The 19,482-nt window shown below is 71.9% G+C and carries 15 protein-coding genes; 11 read left to right on the forward strand and 4 right to left on the reverse strand.

Going from position 1 to position 19,482, the window contains the following annotated elements; genetic code table 11:
• The first annotated feature begins 178 nt into the window (after positions 1–178).
• The 3 genes from AB0F38_RS04190 to AB0F38_RS04200 all read left to right on the forward strand — a co-directional run bounded on the left by AB0F38_RS04190 (position 179) and on the right by AB0F38_RS04200 (position 2,292).
• Complete coding sequence (locus AB0F38_RS04190; protein WP_361886256.1) at positions 179–700, forward strand: SAV_6107 family HEPN domain-containing protein; 522 nt, start codon at positions 179–181, stop codon at positions 698–700.
• A 154-nt stretch (positions 701–854) separates the two neighbouring features.
• Positions 855–1,613, forward strand: a complete 759-nt coding sequence (locus tag AB0F38_RS04195) for a methyltransferase (protein WP_361886259.1) — start codon at positions 855–857, stop codon at positions 1,611–1,613.
• A 280-nt stretch (positions 1,614–1,893) separates the two neighbouring features.
• On the forward strand, positions 1,894–2,292 hold the full coding sequence (locus AB0F38_RS04200) for a DUF3040 domain-containing protein (protein ID WP_361886262.1): 399 nt from the start codon (positions 1,894–1,896) through the stop codon (positions 2,290–2,292).
• Positions 2,293–2,653: 361 nt separating this feature from the next.
• On the opposite strand, the gene AB0F38_RS04205 is transcribed toward AB0F38_RS04200, so the two are convergent.
• From AB0F38_RS04205 to AB0F38_RS04220, 4 genes are all read right to left on the reverse strand, one after another.
• Complete coding sequence (locus AB0F38_RS04205) at positions 2,654–5,074, reverse strand: transglutaminaseTgpA domain-containing protein (protein WP_361886265.1); 2,421 nt, start codon at positions 5,072–5,074, stop codon at positions 2,654–2,656.
• On the reverse strand, positions 5,071–6,444 hold the full coding sequence (locus tag AB0F38_RS04210; protein WP_361886268.1) for a DUF58 domain-containing protein: 1,374 nt from the start codon (positions 6,442–6,444) through the stop codon (positions 5,071–5,073). The genes AB0F38_RS04205 and AB0F38_RS04210 overlap by 4 nt, the downstream gene beginning before the upstream one ends.
• Positions 6,444–7,484 (reverse strand): MoxR family ATPase, encoded by a 1,041-nt coding sequence (locus AB0F38_RS04215; protein ID WP_361886271.1) that lies wholly within the window; start codon positions 7,482–7,484, stop codon positions 6,444–6,446. Before AB0F38_RS04215 ends, AB0F38_RS04210 begins: the two co-directional genes overlap by 1 nt.
• Positions 7,485–7,689: 205 nt before the next feature.
• On the reverse strand, positions 7,690–8,253 hold the full coding sequence (locus AB0F38_RS04220) for a carbonic anhydrase (RefSeq protein WP_361886274.1): 564 nt from the start codon (positions 8,251–8,253) through the stop codon (positions 7,690–7,692).
• 408 nt (positions 8,254–8,661) lie between these two features.
• On the opposite strand from AB0F38_RS04220, the gene rsmH reads away from it, so the two are divergent.
• From rsmH to ftsW, 8 genes are all read left to right on the forward strand, one after another.
• Positions 8,662–9,627, forward strand: coding sequence for a 16S rRNA (cytosine(1402)-N(4))-methyltransferase RsmH (gene rsmH / locus AB0F38_RS04225; protein WP_361886277.1), 966 nt, complete (start codon positions 8,662–8,664; stop codon positions 9,625–9,627).
• 49 nt (positions 9,628–9,676) lie between these two features.
• The gene (locus AB0F38_RS04230; protein ID WP_361886280.1) at positions 9,677–10,192 is read left to right on the forward strand and encodes a septum formation initiator family protein; all 516 of its coding nucleotides are present in this window, start codon (positions 9,677–9,679) and stop codon (positions 10,190–10,192) included.
• 4 nt (positions 10,193–10,196) lie between these two features.
• Positions 10,197–12,200 (forward strand): penicillin-binding protein 2, encoded by a 2,004-nt coding sequence (locus tag AB0F38_RS04235; RefSeq protein WP_361886283.1) that lies wholly within the window; start codon positions 10,197–10,199, stop codon positions 12,198–12,200.
• 162 nt (positions 12,201–12,362) lie between these two features.
• Positions 12,363–13,946, forward strand: coding sequence for a UDP-N-acetylmuramoyl-L-alanyl-D-glutamate--2,6-diaminopimelate ligase (locus tag AB0F38_RS04240; protein WP_361886286.1), 1,584 nt, complete (start codon positions 12,363–12,365; stop codon positions 13,944–13,946).
• A gap of 4 nt (positions 13,947–13,950) precedes the next feature.
• Complete coding sequence (gene murF, locus AB0F38_RS04245) at positions 13,951–15,372, forward strand: UDP-N-acetylmuramoyl-tripeptide--D-alanyl-D-alanine ligase (protein WP_361886289.1); 1,422 nt, start codon at positions 13,951–13,953, stop codon at positions 15,370–15,372.
• Positions 15,369–16,439, forward strand: a complete 1,071-nt coding sequence (mraY, locus tag AB0F38_RS04250; RefSeq protein WP_361886292.1) for a phospho-N-acetylmuramoyl-pentapeptide-transferase — start codon at positions 15,369–15,371, stop codon at positions 16,437–16,439. The genes murF and mraY overlap by 4 nt, the downstream gene beginning before the upstream one ends.
• Positions 16,436–17,899 (forward strand): UDP-N-acetylmuramoyl-L-alanine--D-glutamate ligase, encoded by a 1,464-nt coding sequence (murD, locus tag AB0F38_RS04255; RefSeq protein WP_361886294.1) that lies wholly within the window; start codon positions 16,436–16,438, stop codon positions 17,897–17,899. The genes mraY and murD overlap by 4 nt, the downstream gene beginning before the upstream one ends.
• 242 nt (positions 17,900–18,141) lie before the next feature.
• Positions 18,142–19,482, forward strand: coding sequence for a putative lipid II flippase FtsW (ftsW, locus tag AB0F38_RS04260; protein ID WP_361886768.1), 1,341 nt, complete (start codon positions 18,142–18,144; stop codon positions 19,480–19,482).

Genomic DNA, 19,482 nt, shown 5'->3' on the forward strand with positions numbered 1-19,482 from the left:
GAACTGGTGTACGGGCGCCGGGCGTGGCGGGCCGTGTGGCGCGCGTCCGGGTGGGCAGGTGTTCGGATATGCGGGAAGAACGCCAGGTCAGGGGGTATTCCTGAGGGATTGTCAGTGGTATCCGTCACGATGGATACATACGGCCACGAAGCCGTCACACGACGACAGGAGGTTCGTCATGGCCAGCTCGTCCGCAGCCGCTGCCCCGCGGCGCCGCTCAGGCAGCCCTGCCCCCTCACTGACCGGTCCGGCAACCGACGTCCACCCCGTTCTGCGCCGCACCACGGCGCCGCCCGCCGCTCTCGATCTGCTCGCCCAGGCCCGCACCGGACTGGACGAGGCCGCCGTACTCGACGTGCCCAACGAGCGGTACGCCACCGCTCATCTGGCCGCACTGCGCACCGCGGCGGCCGTGCTCGCCGCCCGTGGCCGGCCCGAAACCAGCAGGCGCCGCCGGGAGAGGATCCGCAGCGCCTGGGAGGTCCTCCCGGAGATAGCGCCCGAACTCACCGAATGGAGTGCCCTGTTCGCTTCGGGGGCCGCGCGCCGCGCCCGTGCGGAGGCGGGCATACCCGGCGCGGCCACCCGGCGGGACGCCGATGACCTGCTGCGGGACGCGGCCATGTTCCTGCGCCTGGTCGAACGGCTCCTGGTGCTCCAGCCGGTCCTGCCGCAGCCGCGCAAGGACCGGCTCGGGTAGCGGCCCGGGCAGCCCGTCGGGCTTCCCCCGTGTCGTGGCCCGACGCGGGGGACCAGGACGGCGGTGCGAGGCAATAGGGTGGAGAGCACCCGTATCACCTGCACCGTTCACGCTCCGCCGTCCGTGGCGGCACCGTGCCGAGGAGTCAACTGCCGTGTCGGACCAGCTGCGCCCCCGTGCCTCCCTCCGTACTGCTGTGGTCTGGGAGGTCCTCAAGGACGCTCTCGAGCGCCGGGCCGAGGCGACCGGCAGGGAGGCCCTGGACGTGCTGGACACCGGCGGCGGCACCGGGAACTTCGCGGTGCCCGTCGCCCGGCTCGGCCACCGTGTCACGGTGGTCGACCCCAGCCCCAACGCCCTCTTCGCGCTGGAGCGCCGCGCCGCCGAGGCCGAGGTCGCCGACCGGGTCTGCGGAGTCCAGGGCGACATTCTGGGCCTGTTCGAGGTGGTGGACCGCGCCGGCTACGACGCGGTCCTGTGCCATGGCGTCCTGGAGTACGTGGACGACCCCGCCGAGGGCGTACGGAACGCGGTCGACGCGCTCCGTCCGTCCGGCGCCCTCAGCCTGCTCGGTGCCGGGCTCGGCGGTGCCGTCCTGGCCCGTGCGCTCGCCGGCCACTTCACCGAGGCCCGGCAGGCGCTGACGGACCCGGCCGGACGCTGGGGCGAGGGCGACCCCGTGCCCCGCAGGTTCACCGCCGAGCAGCTGACCGAGCTGGTCACCGCCGCGGGCATCGAGGTCGGCGCGGTCCACGGCGTACGGGTCTTCGCGGACCTCGTACCGGGCGCTCTGGTGGACACCGAGCCCGGGGCGATGGAGGCCCTCCTCCGCCTCGAGGCGGCCGTCGCGGAACTGCCGGCCTTCCACGCGGTGGCGACCCAGCTGCACGTTCTGGGCGAGAAGCGCGCCTGAGCGGTGCCGGCGGGGCGGCCGGAGCACGGCTGATCAGCAACGCAGCTGCAGACGGAGTACGGCCCGGAGCACCCGATCGGGGCGCGGGCCCCGTATGATCGGGTGACACCATCCGGCATGACGGATCGGAGGTCGGGGAATCTACGCCTCAGCAGCCGAGCCGACATGGCGGTCCGGACTGGCTAGGGCTAGTGGGCGGGTTTCACGGGGGCGAATCCCTGCCTATCCTGGAAGGGCCGCATACCGGTCGCCCCCCGCGGCCGACGACGAGGAGGACTCCGTGCCGCTCTCGGAGCACGAGCAGCGAATGCTCGAGCAGATGGAGCGAGCGCTGTACGCCGAAGATCCCAAGTTCGCTACAGCGCTTGAGGGAAGCGGGCTGCGCAGGTACACCCGGCGACGGGTCTACCAGGCGGTGGCCGGCTTTCTGGTGGGTATCGCGCTCCTCATGGCCGGAATGGTCGCCCAGCAGATCTGGATCAGCGTGGTGGGATTCCTCGTCATGCTGGGCTGCGCCGTGCTGGCGGTCACCGGGTGGCGCAAAGCGCCCAAGCCCGGTGAGCAGCAGCCGGCGGGGAGCGGGGGCGGCGGCGAACGCCGACATCCCAGGCAACGCCGGTCGATGATGAACCGGATCGAGCAGCGGTGGCAGCGCCGCCGCGACGAACAGGGCCAGTGAACGCACCGTTCCCCGGCCGGCGCAGGGCAGTCCCGCCCCGCCCCGGGATCCGGCCGCGTGCGCCGAGAGCCTGACGCTGGACCTCATGTGTGAGGGGCGGTCGCAGCCATGCGACCGCCCCTCGGACGTCTCCGCCCCGAGCCCGCCCACGCCCACCCGGAGGGCGGAGCAGACCCGCCCGAGAGGGTCTGCTCACCGAGCCCGACCGCTGTGACATACCCGGCTGCCCGCCCGGAACCGGCCCGCGGCGGGCGGGCAGCCGGGCAAGGCCGTGCTGCCGCCCGGACCGTCCCGGAACAGGACCTGTGACGAGCCGGCCCGCCCCTGGGCGCCACCGGCGCGAGGGCGGGGCGGGGCCGGGTCATCCCTGCTGGCGTGACGGGCGGCGCAGGCGGGTCGGCCGGCTGTCGCGGGCCGGGCGGTTCGCCCACCGTGCGGCGAGAGCCGCCCGGCGCTCCGAGACCGCCCAGATCACCCGAACGGCCGAACGTGGCGCCAGCGTCGCCCGCAGCCGCCCGGTACGGCCGGCGGTGGCGCGCAGCCCCGCCCGCACGGTCAGCACATCCTCGGACAGGCCGGTGGCCGCGCGGGGCTCCGGTGCGTACAGCACCTGCTCCACGGCCCCCGCCACCCGATGGACCGCGGCGGCCGCGGCGCCGTCGAGCGTCCCCAGCCGAACGACGCGTGCCGCCGCCTTGCGCGGGGTCTGCGACTCGTCCGGCGGAATACCGTGGTCCCAGGCCGTATCGGTGATCTCCCGCCACGCGGCCAGGACCCTGGCCGTGGCATCGGCGGGCGTCCGGCCGCCCGAGTGGCCCAGCCTCCGTGAGCGGGCCCGCAGCCGCCAGAACATCGGCAGCAGCGGGAGCGCCGGCACCACCAGGGCAGCGAGCCCGATCAGGAGCACCGTTCTCACCGTGGTCCACGGGCCGCCGGAGTCCACCGGCACGGGAGCCGCCGACGCACCGCACTCACCCTGGCGCCGCATCTGCTCCGGGCAGGTCTCCGAGACGGACGGCGCGGCCGTGGGCGCCGCGGAGGTGCCCTCCGACGGCTGCGCCGGGCTGCTCGGGCCGTCCGAGGGAGCCTCCGGCCGGGTGTACGACGGGGTGGTACCCCGGGACGGGGTCGGCTCGAAGCGGGTCCAGCCCACACCCTCGAAATACAGCTCGGGCCAGGCGTGCGCATCCCGCAGCCCGACCGACAGGGAGCCGTCCGCCTGGACCGTGCCGGGTGTGAAGCCCACCGCGACCCGCGCCGGGATACCCAGCGTCCTGGCCATCGCGGCCATCGCGAACGAGAAGTGGACGCAGAAGCCTTCCTTGTCCCGCAGGAAGCGCTCGATCGCCGCCGTGCCGGTCCCCGACGTCACCGTCGTGTCGTAACGGAAACCGCCCTCGGACGCGAACCAGTCCTGCAGCCTCACCGCTCGCTCGTAGTCGTTGGCGGCCCCTTGCGTCACCCGCTCGGCGGTCCTCGGAACCACGTCGGGCAGCGAACCGGGAACCCGCGTGTACTCACGCGCCAGCTCCGAACGCGGTGCCATCGCCCCGGCGAGCTGCGCGGAGGTCGGCTCCACCACCAGACTGCTCACCTCGTACCGGGCGCCGCGCGTCGTCTGGCCGTCGTCGCCGACGAGCGTGCGCCCCTCGGGCTCGTACCGCCAGCGGCCCTCGACGTCCACCTCGCTGGCCGGGTAGGGGAGCGGCAGATACGTCTGCTGGTACGAGGCCGACGCGGAGATGTTCGTCCTGATCTCCGTGACGGCGACGTCCGGACTCAGGCCCGCCGGTTGCGGCAGCCTGTCCGGAACGTCCCTCAGCCGGCGGGTCGACGGCCGCCACTCGCCTCCGTCGAACTGGTCCAGGGCCAGGATGCGCAGGTACATGTCCTGCGGGTTCGTGGCGTTGCTGCGGTACGACATCACCTCCCGGTTCTCCGGCTGGTTGAGGTTGTCCTGCAGCGAGACCAGCGGGTTCACCGCGGAGATCGTGCCGCCGCCGCCACCCCTGCCGCTGCCTCCGCCCGTGCCGCTGAGCAGCCCGCCGTCCAGGGCGGGCAGGGCCGCCGGAACCACCAGCGCGACACCCAGCGCCACCGCGCCGATACGCCGCCCGGTCCGCACCGGCGCGACGGCGTGTCCGGGCCCCTCGAAGCCGGACGCCAGACCCCCCGAGGAAGGCGAAGCACCGCCGAAGACCCGTCCCCACCGGGACAGCCGGTCCCTGCCCTCGGCCAGCAGCAGGAGCAGATAGCCGCACGCCGCGAGAAGGAACCAGAGCCAGCCCGCTCCTCCGTCGGAGAGCCCGGCCGCGACCGAGTACAGCGCGAGCAGCGGCAGACCGGCCGGCGCCGCGGTACGGAACGTCACCGCGAGGACGTCCACGGTGAGCCCGATCAGCAGCACCCCGCCGACCAGCATCAGCTGGATGCCGTCCGTCGCGGGTGCCGGGGTGTCGTACCTGCTGACGTCGTCGGCGCCCGAGGTGAGCAGATCCGCGAGCCGCTGGACGGCCCGCGGGCCCGGCAGCACCCCGAACAGGGCGTGCTCCCTGGCGAACGACACCGTCAGCATCAGCAGCGTGACCAGCAGCTGCAGGGAGACCGTCAGGATCCGGGCCAGCGGCACCCGGCGGGCCAGTGCCCCCACGGCGCCCTGGATCGCCAGCAGGAAGGCCGCATGCAGGATCCACTTCGAGGGCTCGACCAGGGGCAGCATGGCCGCCGCCGCCGTCATCGTCGCCGCGAAGGCGCACAGCGCCAGTCGAGTACGCCCGCTCATGACCATCCCCCGGAGAAACCCGTCGTCGCACCGGCCGCGCCGGGCTGTCCGACGGAGCGCTCCTGCCCCGCCTGCTGCCAGAGCTGGGCCAGGCCGGCCCTCGGCGGAACCGCCACGGCCGTCCACCCCGCCTCGCGCAGCAGCCGCAGACGGTCGGCAGCCTGCGCCGCGGGAGCCCCTTGCCCGCCACGCGCCCGGTCGGCGCCGTCCAGCACGAACGCGACCGCGGCGCCGCTGCGCTGCCGCATCCGGGCCGCCACCGCCGTCTGCTCCTCGTCGAGAGCACCGAAGAACGCGATCAGCAGCCCTTCGTTGTTCCCGCGCAGCACGTCGTACGCACGGGAGAGACCGCCCCCGTCGGAGTGATCGACGACCGCGAGGGTGTCCATCATCAGGCCGGCCGCTTCAGCGGACTCCTGGGCGGATCCGGCGAATCCGTCGGCACTCCCGCCCGGCACACCATTCCCGTCGTCCGTCACCAGCCGCACGGCGAAGCCGCGCTCCAGCATGTGCACCAGTGCGGAAGCCGCACCCGACACCGCCCACTCGAACGCGGAATCCGGCCCGGCCCCCTGGTACGCGACCCGACGGGTGTCCAGCAGCACCGTGCACCTGGCCCGCTGCGGCTGCTCCTCGCGGCGCACCATCAGCTCGCCGTAGCGCGCGGTGGAGCGCCAGTGCACCCGGCGCAGGTCGTCCCCGTGCCGGTAGCCGCGCGGAATGATGTCGTCCTCGCCGGCCAGGGCCGGCGAACGCTGCCTGCCGTCCCCGTATCCGGAGGCCTCGCCCGCCAGCCGCAGCGTCGGAAGGGGCTCGGTGCGGGGGACGACGACGAGGGTGTCGTACGCGCTGAAGGAACGGGTCAGCTCGCACATTCCGAACGGATCGCTCAGCCGCAGTTGCAACGGCCCCAGCGGGTAGCGCCCGCGCAGGTCCGACCGGACCCGGTAGGACACCTCACGCCGGCCGCCCGCCTCCACCCGGTCCAGTACGAACCGGGGGCGTGGGCCGAGCACGTACGGAACCCGGTCCTGCAGCATCAGCAGACCCGTGGGCAGCCGGGACACGTTGTCCATGCGCAGATGCACCCGCGCCTCCGACCCCGCGGGCACCCGCGACGGCGACAGCCGCCGGCTGCCCGCGACCCGGTAACGGGTGCGGTAGAGCACCGTCACACAGATGAGGGGCAGCACCGCGAGGAGCAGCCCGACCCGCAGCAGATCGCCCTGACCCAGTGCATAGGCGCAGACCCCGGCGGCGACACCGGCGGCGAGGAAGGACCGCCCCCGTGTCGTCAGACCGCTCAGCGCGGCCCGCGGACCGCCCTTGTCGTCGCCGTTGTCCACGGGGCCGGGCGCTCCGGCCGCCATCACAGCCGCCGTGCGCCGGGCTGCTGGCCGTAGACCGGGCGGCCGGGCTGCGGCTGCGCGGGGGCGGCCGCGTCGCCCGAGGTGGGCACGGGCGTGCGCTGCAGGATCTCCAGCACGACCTGCTCGGCGGTACGGCGGTTGAGCTGCGCCTGGGCGGTGGGCAGCAGCCGGTGCGCGAGCACCGCCACCGCGAGCGCCTGGACGTCGTCCGGCAGGGCGTAGTCCCGCCCGCCGAGGGCGGCCGACGCCTTGGCCGCACGCAGCAGATGCAGCGTCGCACGCGGCGAGGCACCGAGTCTGAGGTCAGGGTGATGACGGGTGGCCCCCACCAGGTCCACCGCGTACCGCCGTACGGATTCGGCCACATGGACCATGCGGACCGCGTCGATCAGCTTCACGATGTCGTGGGCGTGCGCCACCGGCTGCAGGTCCTCCAGCGGCGAGACCCCGCCGTGCACGTCGAGCATCTGGAGCTCGGCCTCCGCGCTGGGGTAGCCGATCGACACCCGGGCCATGAACCGGTCCCGCTGAGCCTCGGGCAGCGGGTACGTGCCCTCCATCTCCACCGGGTTCTGCGTGGCGACGACCATGAACGGACTGGGCAGCTCGTAGGTCTCCCCGTCGATCGTGACCTGGCGCTCCTCCATCGACTCCAGCAGTGCCGACTGGGTCTTCGGCGACGCGCGGTTGATCTCGTCGCCGATCACGATCTGGGCGAAGATCGCGCCGGGCTTGAACTCGAAGTCGCGGCGCTGCTGATCGAAGATCGACACCCCGGTGATGTCCGAGGGCAGCAGGTCAGGCGTGAACTGGATGCGCCGCACCGAGCAGTCGATGGACCGCGCCAGTGCCTTGGCCAGCATCGTCTTCCCGACCCCGGGCACATCCTCGATCAGCAGATGGCCCTCCGCGAGCAGTACGGTCAGCGAAAGCCGTACGACCTCAGGCTTGCCCTCGATCACACCCTCCACCGACCTGCGCACCTGCTCCGCTGTGGTGGTCAGATCTGTGAGGCTCGCTCGATCGTCATAGGTCGTCACCCGGCCCTCCTCGGCCCTTTGCGCACGGGCCGACGCACAGGAATGGCGGCCCGCCCCGAAATACGGACACGCTCCGGAGGACCCGGAGACTGTCACACCCGCATTCTTGTTGCCGTTACCGCTTCGTGTCACTCGCCTGTGGACAACTAGGGGTGAAACGCCGGGTGTGGGCCGTATGTCGGTCGATAATCGCGGGTGCGCCGCTTCAGGACGCGGGCAGGATCTCGCGCAGTCGGCCCGTCGTCACGTCGAAGACGAAACCGCGGATGTCGTCCCTGTGCAGGAGGAACGGTGAGGTCCGCACGCGCTGCATCGACTGCCGCACGTCCTGGTCGGCGTCCGTGTAGGCCTCCACCGCCCAGACCGGACGCTGTCCGACCTCGTGCTCCAGTTCCTGCCGGAACTCCTCGGTGATGCTCTCGAGGCCGCAGTTCGTGTGATGGATGAGGATGACGCTGCGGGTGCCGAGCGCACGCTGGCTGATGGTCAGCGACCGGATGACGTCGTCGGTGACCACACCGCCCGCGTTGCGGATGGTGTGGCAGTCGCCCAGCTCCAGGCCGAGCGCGTCGTGGAGGTCCAGACGGGCGTCCATGCAGGCGACCACGGCGACGTGGAGCACCGGGCGCGCGTCCATGCCGGGGTCGCGGAACTCGTTCGCGTAGAGGGCGTTCGCCTCGACGAGCCGGTCGGTGACCGTCCCGCCGGATCGGGCCGCACCTGCGACAGGGGCATCGGTCTCGGCAGGGGACTGAGCGGAAGTCGACATGGCTCAGACGTTAGCTCTCGCGGCGGCTCCTGGCGTCCTGCGGAAAGGGACAAAGAACGTCAACGAGACTTGTTGTGAGGTAATCCACAAGCCTCACAGTCCTGCGTCCGGCCGGGTGAGCGTCCCGGACCGTGCGAGTGGTGCGACGCGCTGCCGGGTTCGTTGATCGGGAATCGATCGAATGGCAGGGTGGACTAAAGTGACGCGAAGTTACCGACTCGACCGCACTTTGTGCACAGTTTGCATGTTTTCGAATTCCCCGTGATGTGCGGTGTACATGCGGCCCGGCCCTCTCCCGCTCGTCGGTCGGCCGACGCCCCTTCCCCGGCGTCGGCGGACCTCCCCTTCCGAGCGGGCGGGGACCAGACCGCACGTGCAGCCACACGGGACAGAGCCTGAGAGGGCGCATTGAGCCAGACCCGACATGTCCCGGTGATGCTCCAGCGGTGCCTGGACCTGTTGGCCCCGGCTCTGGAGGCGACAGGACCACAGCCACCGGTGGTCGTGGACTGCACCCTCGGGCTCGGCGGCCACAGCGAGGCCCTGCTCGCCGCCTTCCCTGACGTCCGGCTGATCGCACTGGACCGCGACAAGGAGGCGCTGCGGCTCTCCGGCGAGCGCCTCGCCCCGTACGGCGACCGGGCCACCCTGGTGCACGCCGTCTACGACGAGCTGCCCGAGGTCCTCGACCGGCTCGGGGTCCCCAAGGTCCAGGGCGTTCTGTTCGACCTCGGTGTCTCCTCCATGCAGCTGGACGAGGCCGACCGCGGATTCGCGTACGCCCAGGACGCCCCGCTCGACATGCGCATGGACCAGACGACCGGCATCGGCGCCGCCGAGGTGCTCAACACCTACCCGCCGGGTGAGCTCGTGCGGATCCTGCGCGCGTACGGCGAGGAGAAGCAGGCCAAGCGGATCGTCTCCGCCGTCGTACGCGAGCGCGAGAAGGAACCCTTCAGCAACAGTGCCCGACTGGTCGAGCTGATCCGCGACTCCCTGCCGCAGGCCGCCAAGCGCACCGGCGGCAATCCGGCCAAGCGGACCTTCCAGGCCCTGCGCATCGAGGTGAACGGCGAACTCACCGTCCTGGAGCGGGCCGTTCCGGCCGCGGTACGGAGCCTCGCCGTCGGCGGCCGGATCGCCGTCCTCTCGTACCACTCGCTGGAGGACCGGCTGGTCAAGCAGGTCTTCGCGGCCGGAGCGGCCAACACGGCGCCCCCCGGCCTGCCCGTCGTCCCCGAGCGCTACCAGCCCCGTCTGAAGCTGCTGACCCGCGGCGCCGAACTGCCCACCGAGGAGGAGGTCGCCGAGAACCGGCGGGCCGCCCCCGCCAGGTTGCGCGGCGCCCAGCGGATCCGCGAGGAGGAGCGGTGAGCGCGCCCCGCCGGGACGGCCGGAGGCCGGGAAGGGCGGGGGAGCAGCGGTGACCAGGGCGGCCGAGCAGATGAAGGGGCGGGCCGGCCGGCTCGCCCGGCTGATGCCGTCGGGCCCGAGCACCGCTGCCCGTACCCCCTTCGTCCTGCTGGTCGTGCTCCTCCTCGCCGGTGGCCTGATCTCGCTGCTGCTGCTGAACTCGGCGCTCAACGAGGGTTCCTTCCGGCTGAGCGAGCTGAAGCGGGAGACCACCGAACTCACCGACGAGCAGCAGGCTCTGCAGCGCGACGTCGACGGCTACTCCCAGCCGGACGCGCTGGAGCGGCGCGCCCGCCGGCTCGGCATGGTGCCCGGCGGCAACCCCGCTTTCCTGAATCCGGACGGCACCGTCCGCGGGGTGCCCGAGCGGGCCACCGCCGAGCCGTCCACCACGGTCGCTCCCCTGCCGGAGGCGAGTGCCACCGCCGGTCCGGCCGAGTCCTCCGGTCCGGCCGAGTCCTCCGCGGCCGCCCCGGTGCCGCCCACGACCTCCACCACTCCGCCCCCGACGAGTCCCGGCAGGTGACGCAGTGCCGTCCAAGGAACCGCCGCGCCGCCGTGTCCCCGGCCCCGCGCGCCCCCGTAACGGTGCGAGCGGCTCCGGGCGGCCACGGCCCTCCGCACGCCGGGAGAGCGGGCGCCAGCGCTCCTCGCCCGGCCGGCCGCGCCCACGGTCCTCGCGGGGCGGCGCCCCGCAGTCCATCCGGCTCGGCAACCCGCGCCCGCGACTGCGCCTGATCAGCCTCTGCCTGACGCTCGTCATGCTGGCCTTCGTCGTCCGGCTCCTCCAGGTCCAGGCGGTCGACGCCAGCGCGTACGCGGCCAAGGCCGAGAAGAACCGCTACCTCGAGTACACGATCGCCGCCGAACGCGGGGAGATCACCGACCGCAGCGGAATCGCCCTGGCCACCAGCGTCGACGCGCACGACATCACGGCCGACCCGAAGATGTTCACCCCCGAGGACAGCAAGGCCCCGGACGCGCCGCAGCAGGCGGCGGCGCTGCTCGCCCCGATCCTCGGCAAGGACGTGGCGGAGCTGACGAAGAAGCTCTCCACCCCCAAGAGCCGCTACACCGTGCTGGCCAGGCGGCAGACCCCGCAGGTCTGGAAGCAGATCAAGGACCTCAAGTCCGTCTTCGCCGAGAAGGCGGCCGAGGACAAGGCCGACGGCGGCCCGGGCGCCGACGTGCTGGCCGGTGTCCTCCAGGAGCCCACCACCAGGCGGGTCTATCCCAACGGGGATCTCGCCGCCGGGATACTGGGATTCGTCAATGCCGAGGGCAAGGGCGGCGGGGGCCTGGAAGCACAGCTGAACGGTCAGCTCCAGGGAGAGAACGGCAAGATCAGGTACGCGCAGGCCGGCGGCCGTCCGGTACCCACCGCAGGATCCGAGGAGATCCCGGCCGTCGAGGGCGCCGACGTGGAGCTGACCATCGACCGCGACATCCAGTGGGCGGCCCAGCGGGCCATCGCCGACCAGGTGCGGAAGTCGAAGGCGGACCGCGGCTATGTGATCGTCCAGAACACGAGGACCGGCGAGGTGCTGGCCATGGCCAACGCCCCCGGCTTCGACCCGAACGACCTCTCGCAGGTCAACTCGGCCGCCCTGGGCAACGCGGCGCTCCAGGACGTCTACGAGCCCGGCTCCACCAGCAAGGTCATGTCCATGGCCGCAGTGCTGGAGGAGGGGGTCGCGACCCCCGACACGCACGTCACCGTCCCCAACCGGCTGCACCGCGGGGACCGGGCGTTCAGGGACGACATCGACCACCCCACCTGGTACCTCACGCTCAACGGGGTGCTCGCCAAGTCGAGCAACATCGGCACCATTCTGGCCACCGGGCAGCTCGGGAAGACCCAGTCGGAGGCCAACGAGGTCCTGTACTCGTACCTCCGGAAATTCGGCCTCGGCAGCACCACGGGGCTCGACTACCCGGGGGAGTCGCCCGGCATCCTCGCCAAGCCCCAGGACTGGTCGACCTCGCAGCAGTACACGATCCCGTTCGGTCAGGGCCTCTCGCTCAACGCCATGCAGGCCGCGTCCGTCTATCAGACCATCGCCAACGGCGGGGTCAGGATCGAGCCGACCCTCGTCCGCGGCACCAAGGGCGCCGACGGCCGGTACACGGCGTCGGACGCCCCCGAACGCACCCGCGTGGTCAGCGAGAAGACCGCCAAGACCCTGGCGAAGATGCTGGAGTCCGTGGTCGACGACCGGGAGGGCACCGGGACCAAGGCCCACATCCAGGGCTACCGGGTCGCGGGCAAGACCGGGACGGCCAACCGCGTCGATCCCGTACGCGGCGTCTACAAGGGCTACACGGCTTCCTTCGCGGGCTTCGCCCCGGCCGACAATCCGCAGGTCACCGTCTACTGCGCGATCCAGAACCCCACCAAGGGCAGCTACTTCGGCGGCCAGATCTGCGGTCCGATCTACAAGAAGGTCATGGAGTTCGCCCTGAAGACCCTCCAGACCGCGCCCTCCGGCAGCGATCCCGCCCGGCTGCCGGTGTCCTTCGAGCCCGGCGAGTGACCCGGGAAGCACCCAGTGACGACCATCACCCCCGATCCCGGGAACCGGAACGAGAAGTACCGCAACCATGGCCCCTCGCTTCGCGAGAGGCCGGGTCGGCCCGGTACGCTCACGGCCGTGCCCCACGCTGATCAGTTCCAAACCACTCAGAAGGACGCGCTTGTGACCTATCCGGGAGCGCCCCGACCGGACCGGCTCCGGCCGACTTCCCTCGGAGAGCTGGCAGCCAGGCTCGGCGCCGGACCGCAGGACGCCGGTGAGGTCACCGGAATCACCCACGACTCCCGGGCCGTGCGCCCCGGGGACGTGTACGCGGCCCTGCCCGGCGCCCGATTCCACGGTGCCGACTTCGCCGCCCAGGCCGCCGGTCTCGGCGCGGCCGCGATCCTCACCGACCCGGCGGGCGCCGAGCGCGCCGCCGCCACCGGCCTTCCGGTCCTGGTCACCGAGGATCCCCGCGGCCGGATGGGCGGCGTCGCCGCCGAGATCTACGGGCGGCCCGGCATCGGCCTCCTGCAGATCGGCATCACCGGCACCTCCGGCAAGACCACCACGGCCTATCTGGTCGAGGGCGGGCTGCGCGGCGCCGGACGCAGCACCGGGCTGATCGGCACCGTCGAGATGCGGATCGGCGACGAGCGCATCAAGTCGGAGCGCACCACCCCGGAAGCGACCGACCTCCAGGCCCTGTTCGCCGTCATGCGCGAACGCGGCGTCGAGGCGGTCGCCATGGAGGTCTCCAGCCACGCCCTGGTGCTCGGCCGCGTCGACGGCTGTGTCTTCGACGTCGCCGTGTTCAACAACCTCAGCCCGGAGCACATGGAGTTCCACTCCGGGATGGAGGACTACTTCCAGGCGAAGGCACAGCTGTTCACCCCCCGGCGCAGCAAGCTCGGGGTCGTCAACTTCGACGACGAGTACGGCCGCAGGCTGGTCGAGGAGGCGTCCGTCCCGGTCGTCACCTTCTCCGCCGAGGGCCACCCGGACGCCGACTGGCGGGCCGAGGACGTCGAAGTCGGCCCCCGGGACAGCAACTTCACCGTGATCGGCCCCAAGGGCGAGCGGATCGCCGCCACGGCCCCGCTGCCCGGCCCGTTCAACGTCGCCAACACCCTCGCCGCGATCGTCACCCTGGCCGCAGCCGGGGTCGACCCGCAGACCGCCGCCGACGGCGTCGCGTCCGTCCCCGGTGTCCCCGGACGGCTGGAACGCGTCGACGCCGGACAGCCGTACCTCGCGGTCGTCGACTACGCGCACAAGACCGACGCCGTGGAATCCGTCCTGCGCTCCCTGCGGAAGGTCACCGAGGGCAAGGTGCACATCGTGCTCGGCTGCGGAGGAGACCGTGACACGACCAAGCGCGGCCCGATGGGCGCCGCCGCGGCCCGGCTCGCCGACACCGCCGTGCTGACCTCCGACAACCCCCGCTCCGAGGACCCCCTGGCGATCCTCGCCGCCATGCTCGCGGGCGCCGCCGAGGTACCCGTCCACGAGCGCGGCGACGTGCTCGTCGACGCGGACCGGGCCGCGGCCGTCGCCGCGGCCGTCGCCCGCGCCGAGCCCGGCGACACCGTGCTGGTGGCCGGAAAAGGACATGAGCAGGGCCAGGACATCCACGGGGTGGTACGCCCCTTCGACGACCGCAAGGTCCTGCGCGAGGCCATCGAGCGCTCCTCGGGGCGCACGAGCGCCGTGCACGCCCCCGAGGACCGCGCACACACCCACGAGAACAACAGTCAGGGATGACCAAGTGATCGCCCTTTCCCTCGCCGAGATCGCCGAAATCGTCGGCGGGCAGCCGCACGACATACCGGACCGGTCCGTCACCGTCACCGGCCCCGTCGTCATCGACTCCCGAGAGGTGCGGCAAGGCTCCCTGTTCGCCGCGTTCGCGGGCGAGCGGGTCGACGGCCACGACTACGCGCGGCGCGCCGTCGAGGCGGGAGCGGCAGCCGTGCTCGCCGCCCGTCCCGTCGGTGTGCCGGCGATCGTCGTCGACGACGTCGTGGCGGCGCTCGGCACCCTCGCCCGCGCCGTCGTCGAACGCCTCGGCACCACCGTCGTCGCCCTGACCGGCTCGGCCGGCAAGACCTCCACCAAGGACCTCATCGCCCAGCTGCTGGAGCGCAAGGCGCCCACCGTCTGGACCCCGGGGTCCCTCAACAACGAGATCGGCCTGCCGCTCACCGCGCTGCGCGCCACCGCCGAGACCCGCCACCTCGTCCTGGAGATGGGCGCGCGCGGGGTCGGCCACATCCATTACCTCGCCCAGCTGACACCGCCGAGGATCGGCCTGGTCCTCAACGTCGGCAGCGCCCACCTCGGCGAGTTCGGCAGCCGCGAGGCGATCGCCCAGGCCAAGGGCGAGCTCGTGGAGGTCCTTCCCGAGGACGGCGTCGCCGTGCTCAACGCCGACGATCCGCTCGTGCGGGCCATGGCGTCCCGCACGAAGGCACGGGTGCTCCTCTTCGGAGAGGCCCCGGAAGCGGACGTACGGGGAGAGAACGTCCGGCTCACGGACGACGGCCGCCCCGCTTTCGCGCTCCACACACCCACCGGGTGCAGCGACGTGACCTTGCGCCTGTACGGTGAGCACCACGTGTCGAACGCGCTCGCCGCGGCCGCCGTCGCCCATGAGTTGGGCATGTCCGTGACTGAGATCGCCGAGGCGCTCTCCGGGGCGGGCACCCTCTCCCGCTGGCGCATGGAGGTCACCGAGCGTCCGGACGGTGTGACGGTCGTCAATGACGCCTACAACGCGAACCCCGAATCCATGAGAGCCGCACTCCGTGCGCTGGCTGCCATGGGTAAGGCCTCACGGGCGGGAGGGGGACGTACGTGGGCGGTGCTCGGTCAGATGGCCGAGCTCGGCGACGCGTCGCTCGCCGAGCACGACGCTGTCGGACGGCTCGCCGTCCGGCTCAACGTCAGCAAGCTCGTCGCTGTCGGAGGAAGAGAAGCCTCCTGGCTGCAACTGGGCGCATATAACGAGGGTTCGTGGGGTGAGGAGTCGGTGCACGTGTCCGACGCACAGGCGGCCGTCGACCTGTTGCGCAGTGAACTGCGCCCGGGAGACGTCGTGCTGGTGAAGGCGTCCCGGTCGGTCGGCCTGGAGAAGGTCGCCCTGGCACTGCTGGAGAACGCGACCGAGGGCGAGGTCGCCGTCCGATGAGGCAGATCCTCTTCGCGGGAGCCATAGGGCTCTTCCTGACCCTGGTCGGCACTCCGCTGCTGATCAAACTTCTGGCCCGCAAGGGCTACGGGCAGTTCATCCGGGACGACGGCCCGCGTACCCACGGCAGCAAGCAGGGCACGCCCACCATGGGTGGTATCGCCTTCATCCTGGCGACGATCATCGCGTACGTCCTGGCGAAGGTGATCACCGGCGAGGAGATGCGCTTCTCCGGTGTCCTCGTCCTGTTCCTGATGGCCGGGATGGGCCTCGTCGGCTTCCTCGACGACTACATCAAGATCGTCAAGCAGCGTTCGCTGGGTCTGCGGGCCAAGGCGAAGATGGCCGGCCAGCTCATCGTCGGCATCGCGTTCGCCGTGCTCTCCCTCCAGTTCGCGGACATCCGCGGCAACACCCCCGCGTCCACCCGGCTCTCGTTCGTCGAGGACTTCGGCTGGTCCATCGGCCCGGTGCTGTTCTGCGTCTGGGCGCTGTTCATGATTCTCGCCATGTCCAACGGCGTGAACCTGACGGACGGTCTGGACGGCCTGGCCACCGGTGCCTCGGTGATGGTCTTCGGCGCGTACACCTTCATCGGGCTGTGGCAGTTCCAGGAGTCCTGCGCCAACGCGACCACCCTGACCAACCCCCAGGCGTGTTTCGAGGTGCGCGACCCACTCGACCTCGCGGTCGTCGCCTCCGCACTGATGGGCGCCTGCTTCGGCTTCCTGTGGTGGAACACCTCGCCCGCGAAGATCTTCATGGGCGACACCGGTTCGCTGGCCCTCGGCGGCGCCCTGGCAGGCCTCGCGATCTGCTCCCGCACGGAGTTCCTGCTCGCCATCCTCGGCGGCCTCTTCGTGATGATCACCATGTCCGTGGTCATCCAGGTCGGCTCGTTCAAGATGACCGGCAAGCGGGTCTTCCGGATGGCGCCGCTCCAGCACCACTTCGAACTCAAGGGGTGGTCCGAGGTCCTGGTCGTGGTCCGCTTCTGGATCATCCAGGGCATGTGCGTGATCGTCGGTCTCGGCCTCTTCTACGCAGGTTGGGCAGCCAAGAAGTGAGCAACGTGGACTGGCAGGGCAAACACGTCACGGTCGCCGGGCTCGGTGTCAGCGGTATCCCCGCGGCCCGTGCCCTGCACGAGCGCGGCGCCCTCGTCACCGTCGTCGACGACGGTGACGACGAGCGCTCCCGCGCCCAGGCCGCCGAGCTGGAGGAATGGGCTGCGGCGCGCAGCGCCTCCGGCGAGGGCGGTGGGCGACGGGAGGCAATCACCGTGCGCCTCGGCGACGGGGACACCCTGCCCGAGTCCACCGAGCTCGTCGTCACGGCTCCCGGCTGGAAGCCCGGCAAGCCGCTCTTCCTGGCAGCCGCCGAGGCGGGCGTCCCCGTCTGGGGCGACGTCGAACTCGCCTGGCGGCTGCGAGGGCGGGACGCCGCACCGTGGCTCGCGGTCACCGGAACCAACGGCAAGACCACGACCGTACGGATGCTCGCCTCGATCCTCGGAGCGGCCGGGCTGCGCACCGCCGCGGTCGGCAACATCGGGGTGTCCCTGCTGGACGCGGTGCTCGGCGACGAGACGTACGACGTACTCGCCGTCGAGCTGTCCAGCTACCAGCTGCACTGGGCGCCCTCGCTGCGCGCCCACTCGGCGGCCGTCCTCAACCTGGCCCCGGACCACCTCGACTGGCACGGCTCCATGGCCGGTTACGCGGCCGACAAGGGCCGGATCTACGAGGGCAACAGCATCGCCTGCGTCTACAACGCGCAGGACGGTGCGACCGAGGACCTGGTGCGCGAGGCCGACGTCGAGGAGGGCTGCCGGGCGATCGGGTTCACCCTCGGCACGCCGGGGCCCTCGCAGCTCGGCGTGGTCGACGGCATCCTCGTCGACCGGGCCTTCGTGACCAACCGGCAGAAGCAGGCCCAGGAGCTCGCCGAGGTCGGCGACGTCGATCCGCCGGCCCCGCACAACATCGCCAACGCCCTGGCCGCGGCGGCGCTCGCCCGCGCCTTCGGCGTACCGCCGAAGGCCGTGCGCGACGGGCTGCGGGCCTTCCGCCCCGACGCGCATCGCATCGAACGGGTCGCGGAGGTCGGCGGGGTCACGTACATCGACGACTCCAAGGCCACCAACACCCATGCCGCCGAGGCCTCCCTCGCGGCCTACGAGCCGATCGTCTGGATCGCCGGCGGCCTCGCCAAGGGCGCCACCTTCGACGAGCTGGTGACCGGGGCGGCGAAGCGGCTGAGGGGCGTCGTGCTGATCGGCGCCGACCGCGCGCTGATCCGCGAAGCCCTGGCGCGACACGCCCCCGAGGTGCCGGTGGTCGACCTCGACCGGACCGACACTGGGGCGATGTCCGCCGCGGTCGGGGAGGCGGCACGGCTCGCCGAGCCGGGCGACACCGTACTGCTGGCGCCGGCCTGTGCCTCGATGGACATGTTCGTCAACTACAACAAGCGGGGCGAGGCGTTCGCGGACGCGGTCCGCCAACTCGCCGACGAGAGCGCCTGACGGACCCGGCCTCCGCGCCGTACCGTCCCGGAGTACCGGGACACGAGCGGCACCGCCGCGGTCCTCCGGGGCCCCGGTGACAGCCCCGGGCACGAGCAGTGGAGGGGACAGCGACAATGCCGGCCGACGAGAGCTCAGCCGGGCGCGGAACGGACCGCTCACGGACGGCAGCGGCGATCAGCCGGGCGCTCACCCCGCCCCTGCTCGCCGGTCCGCTCCCGGCAGGTCCCGCAGGCCGCCCCGTGCCCGCGGGGCTCGCCCTGCGGAGCCGTCCCGCCACCGGCGCCCGACGGCCCCGGGCACCCCGCGGCGGGGGCGGCCGGAGCACGGCCCCCAGCCCGCCCCGCGGCGCCGGGGTGCGTCAGATGTACGAGCGGGCGCGCAGGGCCTGGGACCGGCCTCTGACCGCCTACTACCTGATCCTCGGGTCCAGCCTCCTGATCACGGTGCTCGGGCTCGTGATGGTCTACTCCGCCTCGATGATCAAGGCCCTGGAGCTCGACAAGCCCGGCACCTACTTCTTCCGCAAGCAGTTCCTCGCCGCCGTGATCGGGGCAGGGCTGATGCTGCTCGCCTCCAGGATGCCGGTCAAGCTCCACCGGGCGCTCGCCTATCCGCTCCTCACGGGCACGGTCTTCCTGATGGTCCTGGTCCAGGTGCCCGGGATAGGGATGTCGGTCAACGGCAACCAGAACTGGCTCTACCTGGGCGGCCCCTTCCAGCTCCAGCCCAGTGAGTTCGGCAAGCTCGCCCTGGTCCTGTGGGGCGCCGACCTGCTCGCCCGCAAACAGGACAGGCGGCTGCTGACGCAGTGGAAGCACATGCTCGTGCCCCTCGTGCCGGTCGCCTTCATGCTGCTCGGGCTGATCATGATCGGAGGCGACATGGGAACGGCGATCATCCTCACCGCGATCCTGTTCGGCCTGCTCTGGCTGGCCGGCGCTCCCACCAGGCTCTTCGCCGGGGTCCTCGCCTTCGCGGGCCTCATCGGCTTCGTGCTCATCAAGACCAGCCCCAACCGGATGTCCCGGCTCGGCTGCATCGGCGCCTCCGAACCGGGTCCGGGCGACTCGTGCTGGCAGGCCGTGCACGGAATCTACGCCCTGGCGTCCGGCGGGTGGTTCGGTTCCGGGCTGGGTGCGAGTGTGGAAAAATGGGGTCAACTCCCTGAGCCCCACACCGACTTCATCTTCGCCATCACCGGGGAGGAACTGGGTCTGGCAGGGACGCTGTCGGTGCTCGCCCTGTTCGCGGCTCTAGGCTATGCGGGTATCCGCGTGGCCGGACGCACGGAGGACCCCTTCGTCAGGTACGCAGCGGGAGGCGTGACCACCTGGATCACGGCGCAGGCCGTGATCAACATCGGTGCGGTGCTCGGCCTGTTGCCGATCGCCGGTGTCCCGCTCCCGCTGTTCTCCTACGGAGGATCGGCCCTGCTGCCGACCATGTTCGCGGTGGGGCTCATGATCGCCTTCGCGCGAGAGGACCCCGCGGCGAAAGCGGCCCTGGCCATGCGGAGGCCCGGGGTCAGATGGAAGACGATGAGACGGCGCGTCACGAAGCGTCCGTCCGGAGAGCGGTGA

It is taken from the genome of Streptomyces sp. NPDC025273 (assembly GCF_040638585.1).
Classification (GTDB): Bacteria; Actinomycetota; Actinomycetes; order Streptomycetales; family Streptomycetaceae; genus Streptomyces; species Streptomyces cinereorectus.